This is a genomic window from Acinetobacter sp. 778_lipA, assembly GCF_058242985.1.
In genome coordinates this window covers 2,670,146-2,697,114 of record NZ_JBZAYT010000001.1, presented here as the reverse complement: position 1 = coordinate 2,697,114, position 26,969 = coordinate 2,670,146, and the positions used below count along the sequence as shown (strand labels likewise).

Genomic DNA, 26,969 nt, shown 5'->3' with positions numbered 1-26,969 from the left:
TTCTTTTACTGCTTTGCATAAACAAAATGTTAAAGACGTTTCGTTGCTCTATCCAACTGAGCTACTTTTCAAACTTGCAAAAGCGTGAAAAGGGTGGATTTGAACCACCGACCTACGCATTAAAGATGTAGTCCTTAACGCATTTTATGCGATGTATTTTGCCAACAAAGGTGTCGATAAAACATCAATTATTCAAAGTAATGTAGTTCTATCTGCATTTGGCAATTTCTTACTTAGCACAACAATTAAATATAGAAACAGCATAATCTTGAAATGTAGTTCCTATGGCATTTGTGCTTTTTATCTAACCCAGTCTTATCAAGTGTGGACATTGTTAAATGTAAACACTTGAAGAGACTCGATCAAATTTGTTTATACATTCAACTTGCATAAAGCTGAGTTTGTGTAATATCTATTTTTTCAATTTCGTTTACCCAATGATCTGCATGCATTTCATTTTTGGCAAAACTTTCAATCAGTTGAAATACCGTATCGGAAAACCCACCGACATTCATCACATCGCTATGTTCAGGCATTTGCGTAGTGGTATAGGGTTGCAGATCAACACACACCAGTTTTGCATCTGGGTTATGCTGTTTTAGCTGTTTCCAATAATGCATCATCCCAGTTTTTCGGTGTGATCTTGGAACTTGATCTGCCCATGATTCATTATCAGAGAAGAAAATTACCATATCAACTTTGGCATTTTCTTTCACTAACAGTTCCAAAGGCTTAGAGCAATCAGTTCCTCCACCACACATGCTGGCAAACTTTTTAGCCAAAGCAAAAATATCAATTTCTGAATTTTGCTGTTTTCCAAAATGTTTTCGTTTTAAATATTCCTGTACTTTGCTGAAATTGGATAATTGACGAACTTCAGTATCAAACGGCATCAAACGAATATTTGGATTTACATATTTAAATGCACTAGCAAATAATGCAGCAGCATCTACGCAACGTAACTGAGAGGTTGCACCCTGACGATAACCTGTCACAGAACTTGACATCGAACCGGAAACATCAATCGCAATCACCACATTTCCTTCAAGTTTCGGTACATTGGCGATGGCACGCTGCATAGCAAACTTTAGCGCATTGGCAATTTCATGTGGCATATCCTCTGCAAGTGCTGACCAAGCCATCATCAATTGATATGGAAATACTCGACTTTTGGCTATGGCTTGCTCATCCATCAATTTATCGGCAATGATTTTTGTCATTCCTTTGATTTTAAAAACATCATGGCGTAAGAAGGTATTTAAGTTCATACGTAGCATTTGCCAAGAACCATTTTTTGCAATTTCGGCCCATTGTTTCGCATTCAAATTTAAATTGGTTAGAAGCTGCATCGGTACTTTAGGTACTTGTGTTGCTGTTCCCAATCGAAACTCTTCCAATGCCTGCACTTGAGTCGGTAATTGGACAAGTTGGTATTCTTTTCCTAAGACATAGGCAAAAAAAGCATCGTGTTGAACTGTCTTTGGTTTTGGATGAGTCATTTTTAACACATCGGCAAGTGAAGGGCTGTTTCCAATATTGGCCGCAATCAATTGTTGATCCGATGCTGAAAGAATCCATTTATTGACCATACGTTTCGGTAATGAACCTAATGACTTACGACCAATCATTCCAGAGCGCATGATTTGAACAAAATTTCTCAACTGTTTTCCATTATCAATAATCAAAGGAAAAACTTGCTTAAATAATTCTGCATCAAGTTCAGAAAGTAAAGCCAATAACACTACAGGTGTATCTTTCATATGTGCCTTTTGGCGTGCATAAATTGCAGTTTTAGCCACAAATTCAGGCTCTACTTCAAGCGCTAGGTTTAGAATATTATCAAGTTGCACTTGTGCATTTTGATAAAAGGTCTGATTCAGTGTACCTGTTGCAGCAAGCTGCGCTAATGCGGCACGAGATTTTAATTTATATGCGCGACCACCAGCTTCGTTGTATTCAATGGTTTTTGGTTTTGCCTGTTGTTTAGAGGCAAAAATTGTCTTGTTCGCCATGACAGCATCCTCAAGTGATTTTTTAATTTCTTGAGATGGATATTGCAGAGAGTGTGCCAATTTTTGTTTTTGGAATGAAATATTATCCTTAAGTGACTGATTTTATAAGTTTAAAAATTTAAAAGTTCAGTGGTTATTTGTTTTTAAATTTAAAAGGTATAAAATAAAATATCTTTATTTATAGATTTTTATCTTTATTTCTATTTTTAAAATAAAAATCAATGAGCCTAATGTTGTGCAAATAAAAAAGGACACTAACTCCAGCTAAAAGCAAAGTTAGTTGGGATATAGTCAACCTATTAAAAACTCAGGCACAAAAAGATGTTTTTTTTAATTCATATTTTTAATTAAATTAATTGCATGGCGGAATAAACTATTTGAATATAAAAAGCTTACACTGCCACACCTTTTGAAGATGAGGCCAAACCTTGCGCTGCAAACAAAGCTGAGCTTTGTTTTGCTCATGTTGGGCGAGGGATAGATCCTGTCCCAGCGTTCCTACACAATGGGCGATATCCATATCTCCACACGATAGAACGACCATCTATGATTCAATAATATTGCATAGCGTTAAATTGAAGTTGGGACAATTACTTTTCCCTGGGTTACCCAGTGCGAAACTGTGTTAATTCGCCATGCATATTTAGTTCATACTGATCAAAATCATCAGCAATGTAAAAATTGCCATGATAGTACTGGGTAATTTCATTACCAATGCTTTGCACACCTTGTGCATCGTGGTAACGGGCACTGAGATGCGTTGCAATTAAATTGGATAGCTGAATCGATTCTGCAAACTCAGCGACCATTTTCGCAGAACTGTGCATTGGGCCTGCGCCTACTTTGTCTAATATCGATTGAGTATAGGTTGTTTCATGAATCAGCAGTGCTGCATCCTGACAAGCGTTCGATAGTAATTCTGGCTGATCGTTATCTCCACCGACAATGGCATAAACACTTTGAGTGTTTTGAATGAGAACCTCTTGACTTAAGATGGACTGCCCATTCCACTCAATATTTTGACCTTGTTGTAGATCACCCCATAGTTTACCTTTTGGAATTTTGAGTTGATTTAAAACGTCAATATTGAGTTTGCGCTGAGTTTGTGTCGCTTTAAAGCCATAAGCATAACTTGTCACACGGTGGTGTAAGTGATGAACGTTAATGGAAATATGCTCATCCAATTGAAAGGGATTCGTCAAAGTATTTACATCGATAAAATGTATTGGATAAGGCAGAAAAAGTTCAGTGAAATGACAGGTAACTTCTAACCATTGCTGAATTTCTTTGGGTGCAATTAGCGTGATTGGATCTTTACGTGCATTCATACCAGCACTTGCCAGTAAACCCATCAAGCCATAACAATGATCGCCGTGTACATGCGTAATGCAAATGGCTTTTAAATGTTGTAAAGAGAGTTTTGCTTGTTGAATACGATGCTGTGTACCTTCGCCTGCATCAACCAATATCCAGTCTTTGCTTTTGCAATAATGAATCGCTAAACCTGACACATTGCGTGTTAATGTGGGCACACCAGAGGATGTCCCTAAGAATGTAAACTGTAACATGAGGAATTAAAACCTATTGAATATTTAAAATGTTTTCTATGATTGTTTTTACAACAAAGCAGGGTGGATTCCATCAAAAAGTGTCGAATCAGACGGTGATGGGAGAAGTGAGTAAAAGCTTTGTACATCAATAGTATAGTCGCATTATATTCAAAAGAGAAACTGAGATTTTTAAAATATTAAAAATGACGGTATAAACAGTATTTGATTTTTGACAAAATAAAACTATGCTTTAAGCAAGATATATAAAATTTTATAGATTTATAGAAATATGCAAAAATTTAAAAAAACAGTCGTGATTGGTTTTGTGGGTTCTACTTTAGATCAAGGGAAAAAACTTGATCGCTGGCAACGCTGGCGTCCCACCATAAGTTTGTTGATGCATGAAGATTTAGTGATTGATGAGCTGGTTTTGTTACATGATCGCCGTAATGTCAGCTTAATTGATCATTTGCGGCAAGATGCGTTAGAAATCTCACCGCAAACCCAGATTACTGGCCATAAGGTGTGTATCCGTGATCCTTGGGATTTTTCAGATATGTATGGTGCATTATATGACTTTGTAAAATCATATTCTTTTGATACTGAGAACAATCATTATTTATTACATATCACCACAGGTACTCATGTTGCGCAAATATGTTGGTATTTACTGGTTGATGCGCATTATTTACCAGCCAAACTCATTCAAAGTGCACCTACAGGTAAACAACAACCCGAGGGTGAATATCGGATTATAGATTTAGATTTATCTCGATATGCGGCATTAACCCAGCGGTTTGAACATGAACAATCTGAAAATTGGCAGCAGTTAAAAGCCAATATTGCCACGAAGAACCAAAACTTTAATCAAATGATTCAAGAAGTGGAATTGGTTGCAACACGCTCAAGTGCGCCAATTTTGATTATGGGTGCAACAGGGGTTGGTAAGTCGCATTTAGCCAAGCAAATTTATCAATTGAAAAAGGAAAAATTTCATTTTTCAGGACGCTTTATTGATGTGAACTGCGCAACACTGGTTGGTGATAGTGCGATGTCGACATTATTTGGTCATAGTAAAGGTGCATTTACAGGCGCTATTGCAGCACGTACGGGTTATTTGAAAAGTGCGGATAATGGCATTTTATTCCTCGATGAAATCGGCGAGCTAGGGTTGGATGAGCAAGCCATGTTGCTCAAGGCCTTGGAGGATAAGTCATTCTTTCCTGTAGGAAGTGATAAAGAGGTTCAGGCTGACTTTCAGTTGATTGCAGGAACCAATCGAGATTTACGTGAGGAAGTCCGTGCAGGGCGGTTCCGTGAAGATCTATGGGCTCGCTTAAATACATGGACCTTCTTTTTACCGAGCTTAAAAGATCGCGTAGAAGATATTGAACCGAATATCACCTTTGAATTACAACGTTTTGCTGTTGCGCATCAACGGCAGTTGCGTTTTCATACCGACGCCTTAGAAAAATATTTAAAATTTGCGCAATCTTTAGACGCCAGTTGGCAAGGGAATTTTCGTGATTTAACTGCAAGCGTGACACGTATGGCGACTTTAGCCAATGGTGAGCGTATTGGTTTACATGAAGTAAATGCTGAGATTGGCCGACTACAACAAATTTGGAATATTGCTGAAAATAAAGAGGCTTTAACCCAATCGTCACTGATGAAAATTTTAAGTGCTGAACAAGTGGCGCAGATTGATGAGTTTGATCGTATTCAATTGCAGGGGGTGATTGAGGTTTGCCAAAAATCGAAATCCATGGCCGATGCTGGACGGCGTTTATTTTCTGTATCTCGCGAGCAAAGACAAACCACCAACGACAGTGATCGCGTGAAAAAGTATTTGGCGAAATTTGGTTTGAGTTGGGATGATGTGAACGGATAAATAAAGTGACTCATTCACCTTATTTATCCTAGAATTCTTTTTTAAATTCAGATTTATGGCACAAGAAGAAAACGCGAAATTGCGATTCTTAACTGCTTTAAATAACCTGTAAAGAAATGGTTTGCGCCTGGCAATACTGTAATTAAATGGCGCTGAGGTTTTGCCCATTCAAGCAAATCAGAGAGTTTAGTCGTCGGATCTGCTTCACCATGTACAAACAGGATATCGCCTTTAATGGCTGGGGTAACATAATGACGCAGACCATCTACAGTGGATGTTGGTAAACCACATAAGATCACTTGTTGCGGTTTAATTTCATCAGGTAGCGCATGATAGGCTTTTGCCATTACATGTGCACCAAAACTAAAACCGCCAACGTAGAAAGGTAGACTTTTGTGTAATTGTCTAACGTATCTAATGACCTCTAGAATATCTTCAGTTTCAGCAAAGCCTTCGTCATGGATTCCATCGCTTTGTCCAGAACCACGAAAACTTGGGCGATAGACCACACAACCCTGTTCAGAGAGGATTTGTGCAAGTAAAGCAGGAACTTTATGTTGAGGTGTACCACCTTGCAGTGGGTGAGGATGACAAACGACAGCAAAACCTTTTACTTCGCCCACAGGATAGTCAACAAAAACTTCAATTTTGCCAACCGAACCTTGAATGAACAGTTGTTCGGACATAATTTAAACGATCATAAGCAGGGAAGTGCGATAGTTTACCGATTCTGTTCACAGAAAACATGAATTGGAATTAAAATATCCCGACTGTTATAGTTTGATTAGTTATTTTTTGATCAGGAAGACCATGCTCGCCTTAATTTCCCCTGCTAAGACGCTCGATTACCAGTCAGCACTCCCGACCGATACGCACACTCTACCAAGACTGCTGGATCAATCTCAACAGCTTATAGACCTAAGTCGTAAACTCTCCGCTTCAGATATTGCCAGTTTGATGAGTGTCAGTGAAAAAATTGCCAATCTCAATGCGGAGCGTTTTCGTGACTGGAATGCTGACTTTAGTTTTGCCAACGCGCGACAAGCAATTTTTGCATTTAAAGGCGATGTTTATACAGGTCTGGATGCATATAGTTTGTCGCAAGACGATCTCAATTTTGCGCAAGATCATTTACGCAGCTTATCTGGCCTATATGGCTTATTACGTCCTCTTGATTTAATGATGCCGTATCGTTTGGAAATGGGAATAAAACTTGCCAATACCCGTGGTCATAATCTTTATGAATTTTGGGGGGATCGAATTACCGATTTGATCAATCAGGATTTGCAACAAAGCGGCTCAACGTTATTGGTCAATATTGCTTCTGATGAATACTATAAATCGGTCAAGGAAGCAAAAATTCAGGCTGATATTATTAAACCAGTATTCTTAGACCAAAAGAATGGTAAATATAAGGTGATCAGCTTCTATGCTAAAAAAGCGCGTGGCTTAATGGCTCGATACATCATTCAAAATCAATTGAAAAAAATGGAAGATCTTAAATCCTTTAATACCGATGGTTATTATTTTGACGCCGAGAGTTCATTGAAAGGTGAACTGGTATTTAAGCGTGATGAGCAAGTTGCTTGAGTTTTTAAAGCGTTTAATGTATTGAAAGAGAGTTGGCTTGTTTTAAGCCAGCTCTTTTTCAAAAATAATGTATTCATGACCAAGCGAATTTACCGCTTTGATTTGAACAAAATCAAAGCCATCTAATTTTAATCTCTCAACAGAAATTATTTCCCCCGAAATAAGCTCAATTTCACCGTCTTGATTGAGAAAATCATCTAGTTCTTCATCATAATCTATATTGTGATAGACACTAAAAATGATCTCGAATTGATCCTGATTGTCCTGATCTTTATAAAAATGGATTAACGGTCTTTCGGTGATTTGTTTATGTGTAAACTCATCGCAGAACATGGGATCATAGCCATGTTGCGTACCATCAAAAAGTAAAATTTCTTCATTGCTTTCTACATCTACCGCGTAGATGAGTTCTGGTGCAAAGTCTGTCCCACAAATGAGCTGATATTCTTCAAAAATATCTCCATAATATTTGATTTTAAATCTTTTATTTTGTGTGGAGGACTGTATTTGACCTCGCCATTCAATATCAATGAGATCTTGAAAATAGTCAGCGTGTTTATAACAAGCAAATTTGTCTAAATGAGAAGGGGCTAAAAATTTTGATTTATTGATCATGGGATAACAGCCAAAAGTGTTGTATTAATATATAAAGTCTTAGATGTTCTATAAATATGATCATAGCTAAAACAGAAAATTACCTCAAACCATTTAATCAGTATTGGGCTGAATTTGGGAATCAGATAGCAATCGAAAAAGAGCAGTGTATTTTTTTACAGCAGTTGCTTGTTGCTGCTTATACTGAGCCACAACGTCATTATCATACGGTTCAACATATTGTTGAATGCCTTGAGTTATTTCATCAAGTAAAAGCGCAATTGAATGATCCTATTGCTGTTGAGCTGGCAATTTGGTTTCATGATGCCGTTTATAATCCACAAGCAAAAGATAATGAACAACAAAGTGCTTACTTAATGCAAAAGCATTGTACGGATATTTTAACGCAATCGGTCTTAAAAAAAGTTTCTCAATGGATCATTGCAACACAAGAACATCAGCCGTCTAATCAACATGATTTAAATTATTTACTTGATATCGATTTGGCAATTTTGGCTAGCCCCCCTGAACGTTTTGCAGAATATGAACAGCAAATTCAACAAGAATATGCATGGGTTGATACTGAAATCTATAAAGTCAAAAGAGCAGAAGTTTTACAGCATTTTTATCAAATGCAACCTTTATATCAGACTGAATATTTTAGAAATCATTTTGAGCAAAATGCGAAAGTAAATTTGTCAAAATTTTAAAGGTGAATCTAGATCAGCATAGAAATCGTTATTATTCGGTTTTTTATAGATTTGTTGATTTCATTTTTATAGTTAAATCTCATATCATTAAGTACTTACTCCATTATTAAACCTTACATAAAATTTTACATCAAACCCTATTTATATTTAGGAAAATATTTTGAACATCATTAATATTTTGAGTTTATCAGGACTTGTTTTCTTAAGTGCTTGCTCTCAGCAAAATTCTCAGAATGCAGCTCAAGTAGAGTCTACGAAAAAAGTTGCGATTGCAGCAGATAATGACAAAGTTGAGAGTGCAAAAGTTGATACAGGAAAGGCAAGCAGTGAGATTGAAGTCGAAATTCCTACGACTGTTACTGAAGCAAAAATAGAGCGAAAATCTAAAACGTTAAGTTATCCTGATGAGCTTATACAGCAGGTAAAAGATGCACAGAAACATTGTAAGCAAGCTGTAGCGGTTGATATGAAAGATGTTGTTACGGTTGTGGATTTAATTGGGGATGATCAGCCAGAATATATTTATGAACCTGACTCAATTCGGTGTGTTGAAGATGGTGTATTTAGAGGGCATGGGGGAGATCAGCTGGTGATCTACCAATCTAAAGATCATAAAACCATACAAGAAATTTTTAACAGTGCGGTATTTTCTTATCAGATTATCAATAATCAAGCCAAAGCTATCGTTCAAGTCGAAGTTGGTGGGGGATATTGTGGGCAAAACATGGCAGAAATTAGCCGTGCAGAAGCAATCAATTGTAAGCGTAATTTGGAATGGGATGAGAGCCTAAAACAGTTGAAGATGGGTAAGATGTATGTTGATGAACCGAAGGCTAATGCTGAATAAGTGCTATTCAATATAAATAGCACTCTAAGCAGTCAATTATGTACGAATAATCATACAGGTCGCTGTTGCATGTGCATATAATTTGCCATCTTCATCGACCAATTTCCCTTCAGAAATGGCAAGACTTTTACTTAAATTAATCAACTGTCCAATAGCAAATAATTGCTTATTTTGAGGTACAGGGCGGCACATTTTTACATTTAAATCGATGGTGCCATAACCTACGCCTGCTTCTAGGGTGGTATGTACTGCACAACCTGTTGCTGAGTCTAAAACTGTTGCTGCAAAACCGCCATGTACGCCGCCTAAAGGATTTAAATGACGTTGGTCCGCTTTGACTTTAAAACTTGCATGACCATGCGAAATTTCATGTAAATCCATTGGGATGGTTTCACTAATCGATGCTCTAGGAATTTGTCCAGCAACCATTGCTTGTAGAAATTCAAGCCCTGTCATTTCTTTTGGGTGTTTCATATATTTATCCTTTATATAGGGTTATAAAAGAGAACTTAAAGTAAAATATGATGTTGGGGGATTTACTGTCAAACTTTTTATTGAATTTGAACGATTGAGTTGATCTTTTTAATGTTCAAAATCGTAGAATTTTTCAATATGGTTGGATTGATGAATGATTTTTAAATCAATTCTTTCACCCGTTGCCCACGTGGCAATCGATGCTTGTAAGTCGACATCAATAATATCGAGCTCTTTACATAAGGTCTGATCAGTTTCAATCACAATGAATTGAGGTGATTGTGTCTTTAGGCACTTTGCAATATACCGTTGAATATTTTGGAGCTGATAAACATCTATAATTTTATAACGCATACTTTTCCAAATATTATATTTAAATTGTTGTATTGACTAATTTAGAGTGAATCATTTCGCTTTTCAATTAAAAAACATGGATATGATAAAAAATATCTGTTTCACTATAATTTCACTACATCATCGTAGTATCTTTGTGGAAAATTTATAAAACAAGGAAATCATTATGAAAGGGCAATGTGTTTGTGGGGCAACAACTTTTACGGTTGAATTAAAAAATCATGATGTTCATGCGTGTCATTGTTCAATTTGCAGAAGACAAACGAGCGGTGTAATTATGACGATTGATGTCGAACAGGGCAGTTTACAGTTTACTCAAGATGATCACTTAAGTATTTATAATTCTTCTGAATGGGGCGAACGTGGGTTCTGCAATTGTTGTGGAACGAATTTGTTTTGGCGGACCAAAGACCGAAGCTATTGCAATATCAATGCATTTGCTCTGGATCAACAGCTTCAAGAACTAAAATTTAATATGGAAATTTTTATAGACAATAAGCCCGAATTTTATGCATTTAACAATGAGACAAAAAAATTAACCGAAGCAGATGTGATTGCACTATTTGCCGGAACCACTGATTCATAAGTGCGTTATTCACTGATTCGGATAAATTTTTATAAAACCAATAACTCCATGCCAGCCAATTTAAGATTGACTGGCATTTTTATTTCTTTAGAAGCTGAGTTTATGGTTTATAAAGTCCAAGTTCAGTCAAATGTAATCTTAAAATCCGTCTAAGTTCCAATACCGCTTCAGGTGTCTCTTGGATCGAATGACCACCTTTGATAATTTTCTCAGATACTGCACCGTCTAAATGTGAACTAGTATATGGAACGATTCCATCGGTCATTACGTTAGGATCTGTACTATTGGTGATATTGCCCATAATTGAGTGATAGATCATGTCTTTCTTCGGCATAACGTTTTCAGTCAATTTGGTGAAATTTGAGCTATGGCTTAAGTCACTTGGACCATTTTGAATCAGTCCATGCCCAACATCTTTTAAAAAGTTTTTTGCATTTAAATCACGATCATCAATAGAGTCAGCTAAAGCCCCCAAGAATGCACCTGGCAACTTAATAATTCGACGAGCAGCTAAAGTGAACCAGCGATCAGCAAATGCAGTGCCACGATGTGGTGCTGAAATAAAAATAGCACGATCAAAATTAGGTATAGATTGAATAGTCAAACGAGATTTGAACATTGGATCATCTTTAAATTTATCAAATTTACGATTGTTCAACATCTTTAAGGCTGGTTGTGTCAGATTGGCATCACTGACGAGTAAGCGCGCAATAATCCCGCCCATACTATGCCCAATCAACACAGCATCTTTAGCAGAAGCAGAATTTTGATTAATTGAAGCAAAACCTTGATTAATGATGGCATTGATCTGAAAACGGCTTTCTAAGATCGGCATATTAGTGGAATAAAAGACCTGCCAAACTTGATAGTGCTCACGTAATACATTGTCGCCCATAATATCATTAGTTAAGCGAATCCAAGCTTCCGGGCTACTGGCGAGACCATGTACCAAAACAATCACTTTTTTATTTGGGTTGTATGGTTCAAGCATATACAAATGAGGCATAGTCAGGCTTTGATCGCGATCAATTAAGCTCAGATAAGCCGCAATACCTAAATTATTTTGAGCCAGCCATAGACCATAGGGCGCTGAAAAGTTTGCCGCAAGCGGGTATTGTTTGCCACCAATTTTTAAATTTTCAATGCTATAAGGATCATAAACATTCAGTTGAAAATTTGGGTTATGTAAGATGTTTTGTAGTGATTCCTTTGAATTTTCAGGTTGTGCTACAATACTGACCGATAAATAACGTGGTTGATGAATGTTGGGATTCATGCCATTTTTGTATTTATAATCAAATGGATTTACAATATATTTGTTTTCTTCAGGTGCTGTGGTGTTGGGTAAAATTGCAACAAATTCTGCACCGAAACCGTCTCTACGGTTGATTGAGCGTAACCCTGAGAAGTTTAAGTTATAGCTCGAAACAAGATCCTCAAGTTCAATCTGAGCCAGTGCAGGATAGCCATTAAAATTAATACGATAAGTGCTTTTGCCAACTTTAATTTGTTTTGCTACTTTTTGGTTTTTATTTCTTAGGGCATATGTCGAAATCAGTTTAGCTAATGCTTGATTATAAAAGTCACGTATCTGAACTTGTCGGTTATTAAAAATACGGTCTTGGGGTTGGCGTTCAGTTTTAAATAAATAGGCATAACTATAGCGGATGCTATTATCTAACATCACCATCTGCTGATCTAAACATTGCTCATAGTTTTTTTGGGAGGATTGTTGCTTGTCAGTGGATTGATGTTTAGAAAAAAGACTGACTTTACAATCTGATGAGTCGCCCAGATTGATTGCTTTGGTTAAGTAAATTTCACTTGCGGTCGAAAGTAGTTGTTCATCTTGAATCTGTGGGATTTCAGCTAAATCTGCCACACATTTTTCGGGTTCATCTGTACATGATTTGGCTTCTCGTCCAGTCATTGACAAAACATTTAAGCTGGCTTCACTCATTTTTGAACGTGTCAAAATGCTGTCACGTTCATTGGCAATAGTTACATTAACCTTTTGATTTTTTACACTGACAACTTGGCATCCGGATAAAATCAATGGACAAATTGCCAGAGCACAAAGCAAAATATTGTTTTTTGAGTATTGCATAATCATTAACTAGATCAATCTTTGTCTGAATCATACGTGAGTTTTATTCAATTGATAAACAAAAAAAATAGACTGAATGTTCAGTCTATTTTTTATATTTTATAAATTTATTTTGCCTGTGCTGGATTTTTTAATACCTGCCAAACGTTGTAACGACCTTGTTTTTCAATTTCTTCAATTAAACGATCTGCAACTTCAGCTTCTTCTGGGTATTTCACTTTATAATTTTTCAAGGTTTGGATTGCATTTTTCTTTTGCTCCATACCAATAAAGTTATTTGCAGAAGATAAATAGGCTTCTTGAACACCTTGTTTGATAGCTTTATCTAAATATGGGATGGCTTCTTTTTGACCGCCACCCTCTGATAAAGAGAAACCAAACCACAAGTTTGCTTCAGCATCATCTTTGTTGATTTTAAGGATACGTTGAGCATATTCTAGTGATTTAGTTGTATAAGATGAACCAAGGTCAAGGTTACGGCCCAAAATACTTGCTTTAAATGCACGAATCAAAATATCAAAAGAAGCATTTGGTGCAGCGGCTAATTGGTCAAGCTGAGTAGAGACTTCTTTTAACTTACCCTCAAAGCCTTTACGCTCTTTACGGTCACTAAATTGTGGTGGGTAATGGCGTGCTTTACCTTCAACCATTTGCAAGAAATCATCAATAGCAGTGATGTCAATTTCATTGTTTTCCGCAAGTACTGCATACTTCATAGCACGTTGCGAGCTATTCACTGTAGGTACAATTAGTTTATTGGTATCTAAAATGATTTTTTGGTTTGGATTTGCTGGATCAGTAACTTCAAGTTTGTTTACAGGTTGAGCCGATGCTTTTTTTAACTCCAACTCAAAAACAGGTGGTTGAGAGTAATCGAAAGGGTTTAGTGCATAGAACGGAGGAGACAATTCAGGCTCAGTGTAAATAAAAGGCTCGTTTACATCTACTTTGTTTTGTTGCTTGATGGGTGTTGTTGAACACGCCGTAAGTACTGAAGCTGCGAGTAATGCATATGCCAAAGGCTTAATCGTCATGTGTTTCTTCCATTAATTTATATTAAAAAACGTGCATGGGCATCAGTCTATGAAAAGACGTCTGAACATGCAACTTGATTTGGTTCGTATTATTAAAAATTATACATTACAGTCTATTGACACTTCATTTTGTAAAGTAGTTGGGTCTGTTGACATTTCATAAATGGCTTGCGTTGTAGGTTAAAATTGAGCAGGCAGGGGATGAAACAAAGAGAATAGCGAGACTGTTTTCGAGTTTCATAACGAAGGCTGAGATAATTTTAGCCACTACCCTGAGCAAGAACAAAGTACTGCTTTGTTTGCAGCGCAAGGCACAGCGGGGGACTAGCGTGTTTTTTGCCGCTACTTCGTTAGTTTGCGAAACAATGTTTCTCATCATTTAGAATGACTAAATTTCATATTTCGCGCCTAGTATCGCCTAAAAAACACACGTAGTCGCAAACGTAGACGAATTGTCAACAGACCCCAAGCAGCCTTATGCTTTCGATGAATGGTTTTGCGCCTCACATTCACGTCTAACTTCTTCAATGATTTTGATTTCATCTTCACTCAAAGGCTGCTCAATATTGTGTTGTAAATTGAACGTTGGGTCTAAAATTGATAAACGCTGGCACAAAATATTGAGGCGCTTTTCATTTTGTTCTAAGCGATCTAATAGAACACGCATACCATCAAGCATAGGATCGGATTGTTCTGGTACAGCTGCATAGGCTTGAAATTCTGTATTTTCAATAACACTGCTCATTTCTTCTGGACAACTTGGTTCAGGTGTTGAGATGATTTCTTTATCTTTGCTAATAAAGCGAGCAGGATTACCTACAGCCGTGACGCCATCCGGTACAGCTTTTGTCACCACAGCATTTGAACCTACTTTAGCATTTTTACCCACCACAAAAGGGCCTAGGATTTTTGCACCTGCGCCCACCACAACACCGTCAGCTAAAGTAGGATGACGTTTACCTTTATTCCATGTTGTGCCACCTAAAGTCACTCCATGATACAGGGTGACATCATCACCAATTTCTGCTGTCTCACCAATTACCACACCCATGCCATGATCGATAAAAAAGCGTTTACCTATTTTAGCGCCAGGATGAATCTCAATACCTGTTGCAAAACGACTAAAAGAAGACAAAATACGCGCTGAAGTTTTACAATCTTTTTCCCATAATTCATGGGCAACACGATGCATGATTAATGCATGTATCCCAGGATATGTGGTTAAAACTTCAAATGTATTACGCGCAGCAGGATCTCGCGCAAATACAGCTTGGATATCTTCTTTAAGCTGTTTTAGCATTAGTTTTGATCCTCATCTTTTGACTTTTTCCATGTACCATTATTTAAGGCTTGAACTCGACTAAAAATGCCTCTTAATAAATGATATTCCATCTTATCTAATTGTATACGCCCAAATAATCGACGCAAGCGTAAAGGCAGTAAACGTGGGTTTTTAGGGTCTAAAAACTCGATTTCAGCCAACATTTTTTCAATATGCGGATAAAACTGTTCCATTTGTTCGTGTGTGACCAAAGGTTCATCCCAGTGCATATCTTCTGAATCTGTTACACGCATCATCGCTTCAGTATCCAGTTTCTTATCAGCCAGTTCTAACGTTGCCATACGCATTTCATAGCACAGCACTTGAATTGCTTGAGCGACATTTAACACGCCATAATCACTATTTACTGGGACTGTAACGTGAAAGTTTGCCAGTGCAAGCTCTTCATTGGTTAAACCACGATCTTCACGACCGAAGACAATAGCGATTTCTTGCTGGTGTTGAATAACCGCTTGCATTGATTTTTGAGCCGCAGGGCGTGCATCAAGCAAAGGCCACGGAATGGTGCGACTACGCGCACTGGTTCCAAATACAATATGGCAATCTTTAATGGCATTTTCTAAGCTGTCGACAATTTCTATTTGCTCGATCAGATCTGCTGCACCAGCTGCCAACGCATCTATATCTGGGTGAGGGTAGGTTTTAGGCGCAACAAGCACAAGTTTAGTTAAGCCCATTGTTTTCATCGCACGTAAAGCACTTCCAATATTGGCAGGAAGTGTGGTATTGACCATGACAATACGTACATGACTTAAATGCTGTGAAATCACAGCATTGTCGAAAATATCCATGAATATTCCAAAATATTAAGCTTTAAATTCAAATAGGGAGGTTAAGAGAATTGGCCTGCATCTGCCATATAGTCATCCATTGCATCATCCATACTCATATTTTCTGGTGGCGGTGCAACTTGAGTCGGTTGGACAAGTCCACGATGATCAACGGCTTTTGCCGCTTTAGATTTGACTTGGTATTCAATATGAATAGATTCTTTACCGAAGTAATCACGTAATTTCGAAAGTAACTCATCCAATGGGGCAACTTTCCATTGTTGACCTAAATGTAACTCAGCTGTGGCATAGTCGTAATCTAACTGGATCTGCATTGGGATATGTTGGCACATATCGACATTACAGAAGGGCAGTAAGATCTTTTGAATATCCGAGGCTAAAGTTTTAGTCATCACTTCAGTATTCAGTGTTATGGCAATGCTATTGGCACGCTTTTGTCGAATTTCATTGAGAGTGAATGCTTTGGTCAAACGTCCCATAGGACGGTCAAAACCTTCACGTTCATAAATTTCACCTTCAATCACAACCACTTTTTCATTTTGAATAATGTCTTTAAAGCGTTGGAAGCGTTCATGATTTGCAGAGACTTCGATACGTGCTGTGCCGTCATCAAGGGTAATCATCATCCGATTTGGGAAATTGGCAATATCGACCACTAAACCTGCGAAAACAGTAGTTACACCACGGCGAGTTGGGGTTAATTCATTAATTTTATTTGGAATAAAGGATTTTAATTCTGCACGATAGACATCAATTGGATGACCTGTTAGATATAAACCCAATGTATCTTTTTCGCCTTTTAGACGCACTTCATCTGACCAAGGCTTTACAGGTTTAGCAGGCTTACGTTGAACCTCTTCAACTTCACCGAATAAGTCCATGATACCCGTTTCACGATTTGAACGTGCTTGTTCAGCTGCTTGGACAGCTTCAGGAAGTTGAGCCATTAAACTTGAGCGTTCAATTCCTAAACAGTCCAGTGCGCCAGCGCGAATCAATGCTTCAAGTGTTCTTTTATTGATTTTCTTCAAATCTACACGGTGACAGAAATCAAATAAATCTTTAAAAGGACCATCTTGCTCACGTGAGTCAATCACGGATTGCATGGCCTGTTCTCCGACACCTTTAATTGCTCCTAAACCATAAATAATGGTGTTTACATCACTGGCATAGAATTGGTAGAACGACATATTTACCGATGGCGGTAATACCACTAAATTGTTGATTCGACAGTCATCAATTAAAAACACAATGTTATCAGTGTTTTGCATTTCCGAAGACATGACCGCAGCCATAAATTCAGAAGGGTAATGTGCTTTTAACCAAGCCGTTTGATAGGCAACTAAAGCATAAGCGGCGGCATGTGATTTGTTAAAACCATAGCCTGCGAATTTTTCCATATAGTCAAATATATGGTTGGCTGTACCTTCATCAATATCTTTTTTCGCAGCACCTTCAATAAAGGTGGCACGTTGCTTGACCATTTCCTCGACTTTCTTTTTACCCATCGCACGACGAAGTAAATCTGCACCACCCAGTGTATAGCCAGCACAGAACTGTGCGGCTTGCATCACCTGTTCCTGATATACCATGATCCCATAAGTGGGTTCGAGTACACTTTCTAACAGCGGATGTAAGTATTCAAACTCACCACCATGCATACGATGGATAAAGTCGGGGATAAGGTCCATTGGACCCGGTCGATATAAGGATACGAAGGCAATAATTTCTTCAAATTTACTTGGGCGTGCTTCTTTAAGCATTTTTTTCATGCCCACGGATTCAAACTGGAATACCGCGGTGGTATTTGCGTCAGCAAATACTGCATAGGATTTAGGATCGTCTAAGGGAATGTTTGAAATATTTAACGGCTTATCAGATTGAATACGCTTATTGATATTTTGAATCGCATCTTCAATTACAGTAAGGTTACGTAAGCCCAAGAAGTCGAATTTTACTAAGCCCGCAGCTTCTACATCATCTTTATCGAATTGGGCAACCCGTCCTGTGCCATCAGCTTCACACAAAATTGCCGAATAATCGGTGATTTTGGTTGGTGCGATGACCACACCACCTGCGTGTTTACCTGTATTACGGGTAATGCCTTCAAGCTTGAGCGCCATTTCCCAGATTTCAGCAGCATCGTCATAATCTGGGTTGGATGGATTGGTAACGATATCTTTAAGTTGTGGTTCAGCCTCAATAGATTCTTCTAAGGTGAGGCCTAAAGGTTTAGTCGGAATCATTTTAGAAATACGATCTGCTAAACCGTAAGATTTACCTAAAACCCTTGCTACATCTCGAATCGCACCTTTAGCAGCCATGGTACCGAAGGTTGCAATCTGAGAAACCGCATCACGACCATAATGGCGTGCCACATAATCGATGACCTTATCACGCCCAGCGATACAGAAATCGATATCAAAGTCGGGCATGGATACACGTTCTGGGTTTAAGAAACGCTCGAAGAGTAGGTCATAACGCAGCGGGTCTAAGTCGGTAATTTTTAAACTATAAGCGACCAGTGAGCCTGCACCTGAACCACGACCAGGGCCTACAGGAACACCATTATTTTTAGACCATTGAATGAAGTCCATAACGATGAGGAAGTAACCGGGGAAATCCATTTTATTGATAATGCCAAGCTCATAGGCCAGACGTTCATCATAAGGCTTACGAATTTCAGCCCAATCTTCATCACGTGTTTCAACAGGATAAAGGAAGTCTAAGCGTTCTTCTAAACCAATTTCAGAAAGATGCTCAAAGTAAGAATGGATGGTATGACCTTCCGGAATTGGATAATCTGGTAGATCATGGAATCCTAAACGGAGTGAAACTGTACAACGCTTTGCAATTTGTAAGGTGTTTTCTATCGCACTTGGAATATCTGCGAATAACTTAATCATTTCAGCAGAGGTTTTAAAATATTGCTCAGGGCTGTAGTGCTTAGGGCGTTTATTATCACCTAGAACATATCCATCTGCGATACAAACGCGTGCTTCATGTGCTTCATAATCTTCTGGTCTAACAAAATGCACATCATTATGTGCCACAACACCAATATTGTATTTTGCAGCAAGTTTAACTGCTTCTTCATTGAAGCTTTCTTCTAATGGGCGACCTGTTCGCGTCAATGCTAAATAAACACGATTGCCAAATTTTTCGATCCATTGTTCTAACAGCGGTTCGGCTTTTTCAGGATAAGCTGCACAAAGCATTTCTCCGACATCACTATGTAGACCCAAAAGTACAATGATGTCTTGAGACTGTTCAAGCACCCACTCTTTTTGTACACATGGAATCGACAGTTGTTGTCCTTCAATAAAGCCACGAGAGACAATTTCAGTCAGCCCACGCCATCCCTTATTGGTCATCGCCAGTAAAGTTGCTTTATGGTTGGCATCGTTTAATCGAATTACACTGCCGAAAATAGGTTTAATCCCTTTCCCCAGCGATTTGTTGTAAAACTTAACTGCTGCATGCAGATTGGATAGGTCTGTAATGGCTAAAGCAGGCATTTCATCAGATGCGGCAGCTTTAATCAGATCAGGTATACGTACGATCGATTCTGTAATAGAGAATTCGGTATGAATACCAAGATGAACAAACTGCATAGACCTATCCTATATGAAACTGCCGGCTATTTTATCACGCTTAAACTGTGATGTGCTGAAATAAAATGTTCTGGATGAATTATTGATTTGCATTTAAGTTATTGAAATATATTTAAATATACTGAATTTTTTAATTTTGGCTTTTAGTTGCATGATTAACCAGCAGTCAGTTTGAGTTATATGTTGGCAGGCGGTTTTGCATGGGAATAAAGAAATTAAGCTTTATTTGAATCATATGGATTAAATAAAGTAGCAGTGTTCGTCCGTGCGATTGTGTTCAGATGAGACCAACACGCAGGGACACTTTAATGTGCGATAAATAAGTTTAGGATGACTAAGCCAATAAAAATATGATCTTTTATTGGAGAGTCTGCTATTCGCTTAGCTTGGTCATGTATATTGAACCGATTTATTTGATGAATAATTTAAAGCCCTGACTATTATTCAGTTAGAGCTTTGTATATCTAAAAAAGTTGGGCTTATAATGCCTTTAAACGTTCTGAACCAATCCAATGTTTAGAGAATTGATATGCTGCACGACCTGAACGTTGACCACGTGCCTGACACCATCTTAAAGCCTCCGCACGAACATCCTCAGTAAAGGGCATTGCTGCTTTTGCCAAATAATGTTCCACAATTTCTAAATAAAGATTTTGATCCATTGGATAAAAAGACAACCACATACCGAAACGATCTGATAATGAAATCTTTTCTTCGATGGCTTCTTGCGGATGCAACTCTTTATATTGCGGCACATCGACTTTGGTTACAGGCGTGTTTTCATGCATAAATTCGGGCAATAAATGACGACGGTTACTGGTTGCGTAAATCACAAAATTACTTGAACCAGATTGTAGCGAGCCATCTAAAACGCTTTTTAAACTACGGTAATTTTCATCTTCAGCATTAAATGCCAAGTCATCACAATAAACGATGAACTTTTCTGGTCGATCTTTAATAATTTTTTGAATTTCTGGCAAGTCAGACAAATCATCTCGTTCAATTTCAATTAAACGTAAGCCTTGTTCTGCATACTGAGTAAGTAAAGAGCGAACTATGGATGATTTTCCTGTGCCGCGTGAGCCAGTCAGTAAAATGTCGTTGGCAGGTAAGCCGTGTAGAAATTGTTCAGTATTTTGTAAAATTTTAGCTTTCTGCCGTTCAATCCCTTTAAGATCATCCAAATGCATTGCTTTCGGGTTATAAATCGCTTTGAGTTGTTTATCGTGCCACCTAAAAGCCACTGCTTCAAAGTCAGTATCTTGTTTCTTTTCAGGAAGGACTTGATGTAACTGATCCAGAACAGTGGATAATTTTTGGATGATATTGTCAGGTAAGTCGAAAGTTGCCATATCCGTTCGCTATTTTCAGAAATTACATTGTGTGGTTGATATTAGCACAGTAATTTTATTGAGCTAATCTCAATAGGCGATAATTGGAATCTAAAGCAAGAATTAAATGACTTATGGTAATTGATTATCTGGTTATTTTTCAGCATAGTTTATCGACAGGTATTTAAAAGTGTCGGATTAAAAATCAAAGGAATATTAGAAATGTTATTAGAACTTACTCAAGATTTAAATCCGCATCAGGCTTATCGTATTAAAAAACTAAAAAGAAAACTGAAACATGCAGAAAACTATGAAGAGTGGAAATCTATAGCGTTAAAACTGGATGAAGAAACGGGGGCACAGGAGTGGAAGCTAGATAATACCTCACCATATTTTGATGCTGAAATTATTTCCCATCGATTAAATTTATTACGCCGTTACCGAATGCAAAATCGAACCCAAGACTTGATGTATATCCTTAGAGAGGGATTTAGTCATGATGTTGCCAATATTGGGCACCCGATGTTATTTGCGCATACCTATGTTGGGACAAAAAAAATAATTGAAGATTATATTGAGGAAGTGAGTAATAGTTTGGCATTCATCGCTTCAGATGGTTGCCAAACTTTATGTCATGAAAGTAAAAGGAAGTTTTTTGAAAACTGTGAAAAGGCCTATGGTCAACCTGCATTGATGTTTTCAGGTGGGGCTACATTGGGTTTATTTCATAGTGGCGTTTGTAAAGCATTGATGGAACAAGACTTGATGCCCAAAGTACTTTCAGGTTCGAGTGCTGGCGCAATTATGACTGCGATGTTGGGGGTAAATGAACCAGGTGAAATTCCAAACTTACTCAGTGGTGACCAATTTTATAGCGAAGCTTTTCACTTTCGTAGTGTAAAAGAATTAATCAAAGGCAATGGTGGTTTTGCAGATGTCCGATATCTTAAAAAATTCTTGGTTGAAAATTTAGGCGATGTGACTTTTCATGAGGCTTTTGAAAAATCAGGATTAGATATTAATGTCACCGTTGCACCTTATGATGTTTCTCAAGAAGATGTACGCATCATGAATAAATATACCTCACCAGATTTGTTGGTCTGGAGTGCAGTATTGGCATCCTGTGCTGTACCTGTTTTATTTCCACCTGTGCGTTTAATTAGTAAACGTTACGATGGTGTACATACTCCTTATTTGGCCAATACCCGTTGGGTGGATGGCAGCGTACGAAATGATTTCCCTCAAGAGCGCATGTCACGTCTTTATAATTTGAATTACACCATTGCCAGTCAGGTTAATCCACATATTGTACCGTTTATGCAAAATGATGAAGAACGTTACCGTAGAGATTTACTGAGTTGGCCTGAACGTATCGTACGTAGTCAAGGACGCATGGCTGCAATGGGGATCATGGATTTTGCTCGAGGTCGTATGGGAAGAGTGCCATCTATGCGTCGTTTACTCGATCACGGTTACGGTATTATTGACCAGCGCTACTATGGTGATGTCAATATTATTGGGGAGTATAGTCTACGCCATTATAGCTATATGTTACAGAACCCACGCCCATATCTATTTAAGCTGTTGCAACGAGAAGGTGAGCGTGCAACTTGGCCAAAAATTTCAAGTATAGAAACACATGCACGTATTGGTAAAACAATCCAACATTGTCTAGAAGTTTTGAATCATCCTATGACGAAAGATATACCAGCAGAACAATTGATCGAAGTATGAGCCAAAGCAGAATTCTTCCAGTTGCATATAATTCAATCCAAAGTCAAAAATTTGGTCGCCGTGTTTATCAAATTCAACAGGGACAGCAATGGTTTTGGTTGAAATTGCAGCTCAAAAATTCGAATCGCTGTTATCAACAGCACTTTTTCAATGAGCTAAACTGCTATAGCAAATTGAATGCATTGGAGACAGAATCTCAGCCTGTAATATTAAACTTTTCAATATTTGATCCATTTCAGCAATTTAAAATTGAAGAAGAGGTCATTGATCAAGCTTTATGGGTGGAAGATGTCCCAAAGCTTTTTCAGGATGCACCTGATTTACTTAGCTTGGCTGAAATTGGTATACGATTGATACTCAGCTTAGATGTGCTTGAACATCTGCATGACTATGGTTATCTGCATGGCGATATCAAAGTTGAGCACTTTCGGGTTAAGGGTGGAAAAAGTTATTTGATTGACTTTGAACAGGCTGTAAAAATAGCTCAAGACGCAAATCTAACAAGTATTGAGACACATACAGCAACACCAAGGTATATGGCACCAGAATTGTTTCATGCGCAAGCAAAATCATTTCAATCCGATATTTATGCGTTGGGAATCGTTTGGTTGGAGTGGTTGACACAACAGCGGCTATCTGCAAAAAGCTATCAAGATTGGGCATTTTTGCATTGTCAGGAGTTAAATGTGGTGTTACCAGAGCGATTTAAAATTTTTGAAATGGTTTTAACAGCAATGTTAATGAAAAAAACAGGGCAACGTTGTTCAAATATTTATCAAATAAAACAAGTATTAAGCCAAATTGTTTAAACAAAAAGCAGTATTTGCAACATTTGTTTTTTATTTAAACAAACGAGTGTCTTTTTCGAAAAAAGGGCTTGTCATAATAAAACGATCTCTATAATATACACAGCCATTGGGGACGTGGCGAAATTGGTAGACGCACTGGATTTAGGTTCCAGCGCCGCAAGGTGTGAGAGTTCGAGTCTCTCCGTCCCCACCAAGCAATTCATTTTGCGGTACTAAAGCAAAATGAAGTGTTATAGAGGATTGGTGTAATGGTAGCATGACGGTCTCCAAAACCGTTCGTCAAGGTTCGAGTCCTTGATCCTCTGCCAAGTTATTTAAAAAGACTAAAACGTTAGTTTTTATTCGGGGACGTGGCGAAATTGGTAGACGCACTGGATTTAGGTTCCAGCGCCGCAAGGTGTGAGAGTTCGAGTCTCTCCGTCCCCACCAAATTTAAAAAAGCATGATGAAAATCATGCTTTTTTTATGGCTAAATTTTTATTCTGATGATGCTGTATCTTATCTTAGTCATAGGTTTGGGAATTTAATTTTATCCAGATCAAAAAAAGACCTAAACGAAATCGTTTAGGTCTTTTTAAAGAGAAACTTCATTTACACACTTACTAAGCCTTTAAGTGATCCTCAAACTCTTCACCGAGCTGTATCGCTAAGTTATTACCTGATAAATCACAAGTGACTAAACCATATTCTTTTTTAAAGCTGAAAGTAAATCCTTTTCCATCAGCTAAATTTTTTACTGAATAGCCTAATTTTTCTAACCAAATACGAAAAGCGATTAAATTCTTTGCCTTTACAACCTTTTTCACAGAAGATCTCCTTAATTCCTGCCTATAAATTTAATAGGGGTGATCATTAAATTTTTAAAGGGGAAACTTGATGAAAGTTATTTTTTATATCAATATTTGAGCAATTTGAGAAATGAGGCTTTTGTATCATTGCGTATTTTTTTGCTATAAATATGAATAAAATGTGAATTTATTATAAAATAGTTAAATAAAACAAATTGTTAAAATAGTGTGGAAATTGTCCTTGTAATATTTTGATGCAAAGATATCTATTTTTAAAAGCAGAAATTTTCTCATTTTTAGTTTGAATAAATGTAAGTAAATTTAACAGAAGAATAGATTATTGCAGTCGAACAGGATGATGTTGTTGTAAAAAATCTAAAATATCACTAAATAATTCAGCCTGATCTTTGCCTAAGGTCATGAGGTGTCCTGTCTTGGGATAGCTTTTAATCTGTTTTTCTGTGGAATTGACATGATTATAAATAATTTGTGCACTGGATTGATAATGTACATCATCTAATTCACCATACAATAAAAAAATAGGCGCGCGAATTAAAGAAACATTGCTTATGGTTACGGCAATAAACTGATGCAATTGGTGTAGTTGTATTGTTGCTTTATTTTCTAAGCTTTTTATGTCTAGTTCTAAATCGCTATTCTGAAATTGATGAAGATATTCTGCATAGTGTTTTAATCGCTTAAAGAGATCATTTACATTTCGATCCTGTGGTGCAGACATGCTAATACAAGCATCAATCGGAAAGTACTCAGTGAGTTTTAATGATAAAATTGCGCCTAAAGATACCCCAATGATAGCAATATGCTTATAACCCTGATTTTCTAAGAATTGATAAGCATTATGTGTATCTCGCCACCAATCCTCTGTAGTGTAAGTGAGAAACTCATCAATCGTTAAACCATGTCCAGCGTAGCTAGGTGCATAGCAAGTGTAGCCATTTTGATGCAGAAATTTTGCCAAGGCCCTCATATCTTGAACGGTACTGGTATATGCATGTAATATCAGTACCGCCCGCTGAGAGGCTTTTAAAAACAGAGGCTTAGGTTGGCGCAGTTTTAACATTGTGAGGACAATAATCGTGATTGCTTAAAAATTATCTTTCAATGCGCGAATACGCGCAAATTCTTCAGCACTTTCGACACGTAAAAAAGGATTGGTTTCAAGCTCAAGTTCAATGGTACTGGGCAATGTGATTTGCCCATGTTCACGAAGCAGTTGGATCTCTTCGGCACGTTGTTGTATTGCTCGGTTCTCTGGTTCGATATGCAAAGCAAATTGTGCATTAGAAAGGGTATATTCATGTGTACAGTAAACTTTGGTTCTTGGTGGTAAAGCGGCGAGTCGATTGAGAGAGTGATAAAATTGTTCAGCAGTTCCTTCAAACATACGTCCACAACCCATAGCAAAAAGGGTATCACCACAGAAAACACTGTCTAATTCATCAATAAAATAAACGACATGTCCTAGGGTATGACCTGGTACTGCGATAATGTCGATGTTTAATCCATGAAATTCAAATTGATCATCGTGTTGTAGTGGGTAGGTAATAAAAGGAATGTGACTCAGTTCAGCGCGCGGCCCATAAACAGGAATATTATGGTCTGCGATCAATTCTGGAACACCACCAATATGGTCTTTATGCCAGTGTGTGAGCCAAATTTGTTTTAAATTCAGCTGATGTTCAAGGCAATAATTTTCAACGAGTGATGCTTCAGTGGGATCAATTGCAACGATATCATGGCTTTGACTTTCTTCGATCAGCCAAATATAGTTTTGTAATTGATTTTTTACATCTATGACGTGAATTTTAAATTGCATCGTTTAATTCCATGAATATGCTGACACAAATTTAATAGCAAAATCAGGCTATAGACAAGTTAGAAAGCTGATTACAGTCTTTTTTATGTGAAAACATATGTAATTCGATAGTGCGACATGTTATTTGCTTAAACAAACAAGTCATATGGTAGGTTATTCTTTTAGAGAATAGCATATAGATCAATATGCTATTCTCAATAAAACTTAACAGGCCATCCCTTGGTTGATTTCTAATTTGCTTAGTTTGCCATTTTTAAAAATAAAATTGACGTAGGCGAGATAGCCCGCTTCAAACTCAGCAGGATTTTTTAAAAACTCTTTGGCTTCCGATGCCGTTAAAATTAAAACACTGGTGCCAGTTTTGGCGCTGTTTGGGAAGTCTTTTTTAAATTGATTGATGCTATATAGATTAGTGATGGGTTTATTGTTAATCAGGATTGTATCTGTGATTGCTGGTGCATTTGTCCAAGAAAGCCAAACTCGTCCTTTGGTTGTGCCAAGTTGTTGAAAATTATTTTTGGTTTTATAGAAGGAGTTAGACTTAATCTGTGGATTGTCTTCACTATAAATTTCAAACATCAGTTTTTTCCCTGATGCAGTAGAGCTTGAATATTCATAGTTCCCACTACATTCAGAAAATGCTTTTATAGTTTTTTGAGAGGTGTTTCCGAGCAATTTTTCAATTTGCGTTGCACTTAGCGCTTGATTGAGCTCTACACCATTGACTTTTACTGTGGTGGTGTAATCGTCTGAAGCTTGCGCAAAACTACAAATAGGTAGCATAAGGAGTAGTGAGGCGATTGTTTGAGTAAAATTATTCATTTCAAATATTTCTTAAGTTTTCTATAACTTAATTAGTTCTGAAGGATTGATAAGGAGCAGATGATCAAATGAGTAGAATTAAAAAGGATCTATAAATTTTATAAGTATTTATATCTGTAGCTAACTCAAGAAATAAAAAATACCCTCAACAA

The 26,969-nt window shown here is 37.5% G+C and carries 23 protein-coding genes and 3 tRNA genes; 10 read left to right on the top strand and 16 right to left on the bottom strand.

Going from position 1 to position 26,969, the window contains the following annotated elements; genetic code table 11:
• Nucleotides 1-380 precede the first annotated feature (380 nt).
• Together AC4CUY_RS12925 and AC4CUY_RS12920 are read right to left on the bottom strand one after the other, a co-directional pair.
• Nucleotides 381-2,012 (bottom strand): TROVE domain-containing protein, encoded by a 1,632-nt coding sequence (locus AC4CUY_RS12925; protein WP_419327742.1) that lies wholly within the window; start codon nt 2,010-2,012, stop codon nt 381-383.
• 605 nt (nt 2,013-2,617) lie between these two features.
• Nucleotides 2,618-3,580: a ribonuclease Z gene (locus tag AC4CUY_RS12920; RefSeq protein ID WP_490774216.1), complete on the bottom strand. Its 963-nt coding sequence runs from the start codon at nt 3,578-3,580 to the stop codon at nt 2,618-2,620.
• A 271-nt stretch (nt 3,581-3,851) separates the two neighbouring features.
• Between AC4CUY_RS12920 and rtcR the strand changes: the two genes are divergently transcribed.
• Nucleotides 3,852-5,453 carry an RNA repair transcriptional activator RtcR gene (gene rtcR / locus AC4CUY_RS12915; protein WP_419327744.1) on the top strand — a complete coding sequence of 534 codons (1,602 nt, stop codon included), beginning with the start codon at nt 3,852-3,854 and terminating at the stop codon, nt 5,451-5,453.
• A 53-nt stretch (nt 5,454-5,506) separates the two neighbouring features.
• Here the strand turns inward: rtcR and AC4CUY_RS12910 are convergent, their stop codons facing one another.
• Nucleotides 5,507-6,139, bottom strand: a complete 633-nt coding sequence (locus AC4CUY_RS12910) for an alpha/beta hydrolase (protein WP_336954423.1) — start codon at nt 6,137-6,139, stop codon at nt 5,507-5,509.
• A 124-nt stretch (nt 6,140-6,263) separates the two neighbouring features.
• On the opposite strand from AC4CUY_RS12910, the gene yaaA reads away from it, so the two are divergent.
• Nucleotides 6,264-7,043 carry a peroxide stress protein YaaA gene (gene yaaA / locus AC4CUY_RS12905; RefSeq protein WP_336954424.1) on the top strand — a complete coding sequence of 260 codons (780 nt, stop codon included), beginning with the start codon at nt 6,264-6,266 and terminating at the stop codon, nt 7,041-7,043.
• Nucleotides 7,044-7,085: 42 nt separating this feature from the next.
• Here yaaA and AC4CUY_RS12900 read toward each other — a convergent pair whose 3' ends face one another.
• Nucleotides 7,086-7,658: a hypothetical protein gene (locus tag AC4CUY_RS12900; protein ID WP_056511990.1), complete on the bottom strand. Its 573-nt coding sequence runs from the start codon at nt 7,656-7,658 to the stop codon at nt 7,086-7,088.
• Nucleotides 7,659-7,714: 56 nt separating this feature from the next.
• Here AC4CUY_RS12900 and AC4CUY_RS12895 point away from each other — a divergent pair, with 56 nt between their 5' ends.
• Complete coding sequence (locus AC4CUY_RS12895; RefSeq protein WP_419820262.1) at nt 7,715-8,347, top strand: HD domain-containing protein; 633 nt, start codon at nt 7,715-7,717, stop codon at nt 8,345-8,347.
• Between the two features lie 160 nt (nt 8,348-8,507).
• Nucleotides 8,508-9,194 (top strand): hypothetical protein, encoded by a 687-nt coding sequence (locus tag AC4CUY_RS12890; protein WP_490774215.1) that lies wholly within the window; start codon nt 8,508-8,510, stop codon nt 9,192-9,194.
• A gap of 36 nt (nt 9,195-9,230) precedes the next feature.
• Here AC4CUY_RS12890 and AC4CUY_RS12885 read toward each other — a convergent pair whose 3' ends face one another.
• Nucleotides 9,231-9,668 carry a PaaI family thioesterase gene (locus AC4CUY_RS12885; RefSeq protein WP_004719280.1) on the bottom strand — a complete coding sequence of 146 codons (438 nt, stop codon included), beginning with the start codon at nt 9,666-9,668 and terminating at the stop codon, nt 9,231-9,233.
• Between the two features lie 108 nt (nt 9,669-9,776).
• The gene (locus AC4CUY_RS12880) at nt 9,777-10,022 is read right to left on the bottom strand and encodes a hypothetical protein (RefSeq protein WP_336954427.1); all 246 of its coding nucleotides are present in this window, start codon (nt 10,020-10,022) and stop codon (nt 9,777-9,779) included.
• 166 nt (nt 10,023-10,188) lie between these two features.
• Between AC4CUY_RS12880 and AC4CUY_RS12875 the strand changes: the two genes are divergently transcribed.
• The gene (locus tag AC4CUY_RS12875) at nt 10,189-10,608 is read left to right on the top strand and encodes a GFA family protein (protein WP_490774214.1); all 420 of its coding nucleotides are present in this window, start codon (nt 10,189-10,191) and stop codon (nt 10,606-10,608) included.
• 100 nt (nt 10,609-10,708) lie between these two features.
• Here AC4CUY_RS12875 and AC4CUY_RS12870 read toward each other — a convergent pair whose 3' ends face one another.
• From AC4CUY_RS12870 to AC4CUY_RS12845, 6 genes are all read right to left on the bottom strand, one after another.
• Nucleotides 10,709-12,721 carry a lipase family alpha/beta hydrolase gene (locus AC4CUY_RS12870; RefSeq protein ID WP_336954429.1) on the bottom strand — a complete coding sequence of 671 codons (2,013 nt, stop codon included), beginning with the start codon at nt 12,719-12,721 and terminating at the stop codon, nt 10,709-10,711.
• Between the two features lie 101 nt (nt 12,722-12,822).
• Nucleotides 12,823-13,749 carry an ABUW_2363 family tetratricopeptide repeat lipoprotein gene (locus tag AC4CUY_RS12865; RefSeq protein WP_336954430.1) on the bottom strand — a complete coding sequence of 309 codons (927 nt, stop codon included), beginning with the start codon at nt 13,747-13,749 and terminating at the stop codon, nt 12,823-12,825.
• A gap of 475 nt (nt 13,750-14,224) precedes the next feature.
• Nucleotides 14,225-15,049 (bottom strand): serine O-acetyltransferase, encoded by an 825-nt coding sequence (gene cysE / locus AC4CUY_RS12860; RefSeq protein ID WP_336954431.1) that lies wholly within the window; start codon nt 15,047-15,049, stop codon nt 14,225-14,227.
• Nucleotides 15,049-15,882, bottom strand: coding sequence for an RNA methyltransferase (locus AC4CUY_RS12855; protein ID WP_336954433.1), 834 nt, complete (start codon nt 15,880-15,882; stop codon nt 15,049-15,051). Before AC4CUY_RS12855 ends, cysE begins: the two co-directional genes overlap by 1 nt.
• Before the next feature lie 41 nt (nt 15,883-15,923).
• A complete protein-coding gene (gene dnaE / locus AC4CUY_RS12850; protein ID WP_419820265.1) occupies nt 15,924-19,496 on the bottom strand; it encodes a DNA polymerase III subunit alpha in 3,573 nt (1,190 codons plus the stop codon).
• Nucleotides 19,497-19,975: 479 nt separating this feature from the next.
• Nucleotides 19,976-20,848 (bottom strand): ATP-binding protein, encoded by an 873-nt coding sequence (locus AC4CUY_RS12845; protein ID WP_419327751.1) that lies wholly within the window; start codon nt 20,846-20,848, stop codon nt 19,976-19,978.
• A gap of 201 nt (nt 20,849-21,049) precedes the next feature.
• On the opposite strand from AC4CUY_RS12845, the gene AC4CUY_RS12840 reads away from it, so the two are divergent.
• From AC4CUY_RS12840 to AC4CUY_RS12820, 5 genes are all read left to right on the top strand, one after another.
• On the top strand, nt 21,050-22,561 hold the full coding sequence (locus tag AC4CUY_RS12840) for a DUF3336 domain-containing protein (protein ID WP_336954436.1): 1,512 nt from the start codon (nt 21,050-21,052) through the stop codon (nt 22,559-22,561).
• Nucleotides 22,558-23,370: a protein kinase domain-containing protein gene (locus AC4CUY_RS12835; RefSeq protein WP_336954437.1), complete on the top strand. Its 813-nt coding sequence runs from the start codon at nt 22,558-22,560 to the stop codon at nt 23,368-23,370. Before AC4CUY_RS12840 ends, AC4CUY_RS12835 begins: the two co-directional genes overlap by 4 nt.
• 108 nt (nt 23,371-23,478) lie before the next feature.
• Nucleotides 23,479-23,563: transfer RNA gene (locus AC4CUY_RS12830), tRNA-Leu, on the top strand.
• A 41-nt stretch (nt 23,564-23,604) separates the two neighbouring features.
• Nucleotides 23,605-23,678, top strand: a tRNA-Trp gene (locus tag AC4CUY_RS12825).
• 36 nt (nt 23,679-23,714) lie between these two features.
• Nucleotides 23,715-23,799 (top strand) — tRNA-Leu (locus tag AC4CUY_RS12820).
• A gap of 173 nt (nt 23,800-23,972) precedes the next feature.
• Here AC4CUY_RS12820 and AC4CUY_RS12815 read toward each other — a convergent pair.
• The 4 genes from AC4CUY_RS12815 to AC4CUY_RS12800 form a co-directional block, all read right to left on the bottom strand.
• A complete protein-coding gene (locus tag AC4CUY_RS12815) occupies nt 23,973-24,176 on the bottom strand; it encodes a hypothetical protein (RefSeq protein ID WP_336954439.1) in 204 nt (67 codons plus the stop codon).
• A gap of 319 nt (nt 24,177-24,495) precedes the next feature.
• Nucleotides 24,496-25,239 (bottom strand): alpha/beta hydrolase, encoded by a 744-nt coding sequence (locus AC4CUY_RS12810; protein ID WP_336954440.1) that lies wholly within the window; start codon nt 25,237-25,239, stop codon nt 24,496-24,498.
• 24 nt (nt 25,240-25,263) lie between these two features.
• The gene (gloB, locus tag AC4CUY_RS12805; protein WP_336954441.1) at nt 25,264-25,995 is read right to left on the bottom strand and encodes a hydroxyacylglutathione hydrolase; all 732 of its coding nucleotides are present in this window, start codon (nt 25,993-25,995) and stop codon (nt 25,264-25,266) included.
• Between the two features lie 204 nt (nt 25,996-26,199).
• Nucleotides 26,200-26,817, bottom strand: a complete 618-nt coding sequence (locus AC4CUY_RS12800) for a hypothetical protein (protein WP_490774213.1) — start codon at nt 26,815-26,817, stop codon at nt 26,200-26,202.
• Nucleotides 26,818-26,969 lie beyond the last annotated feature (152 nt).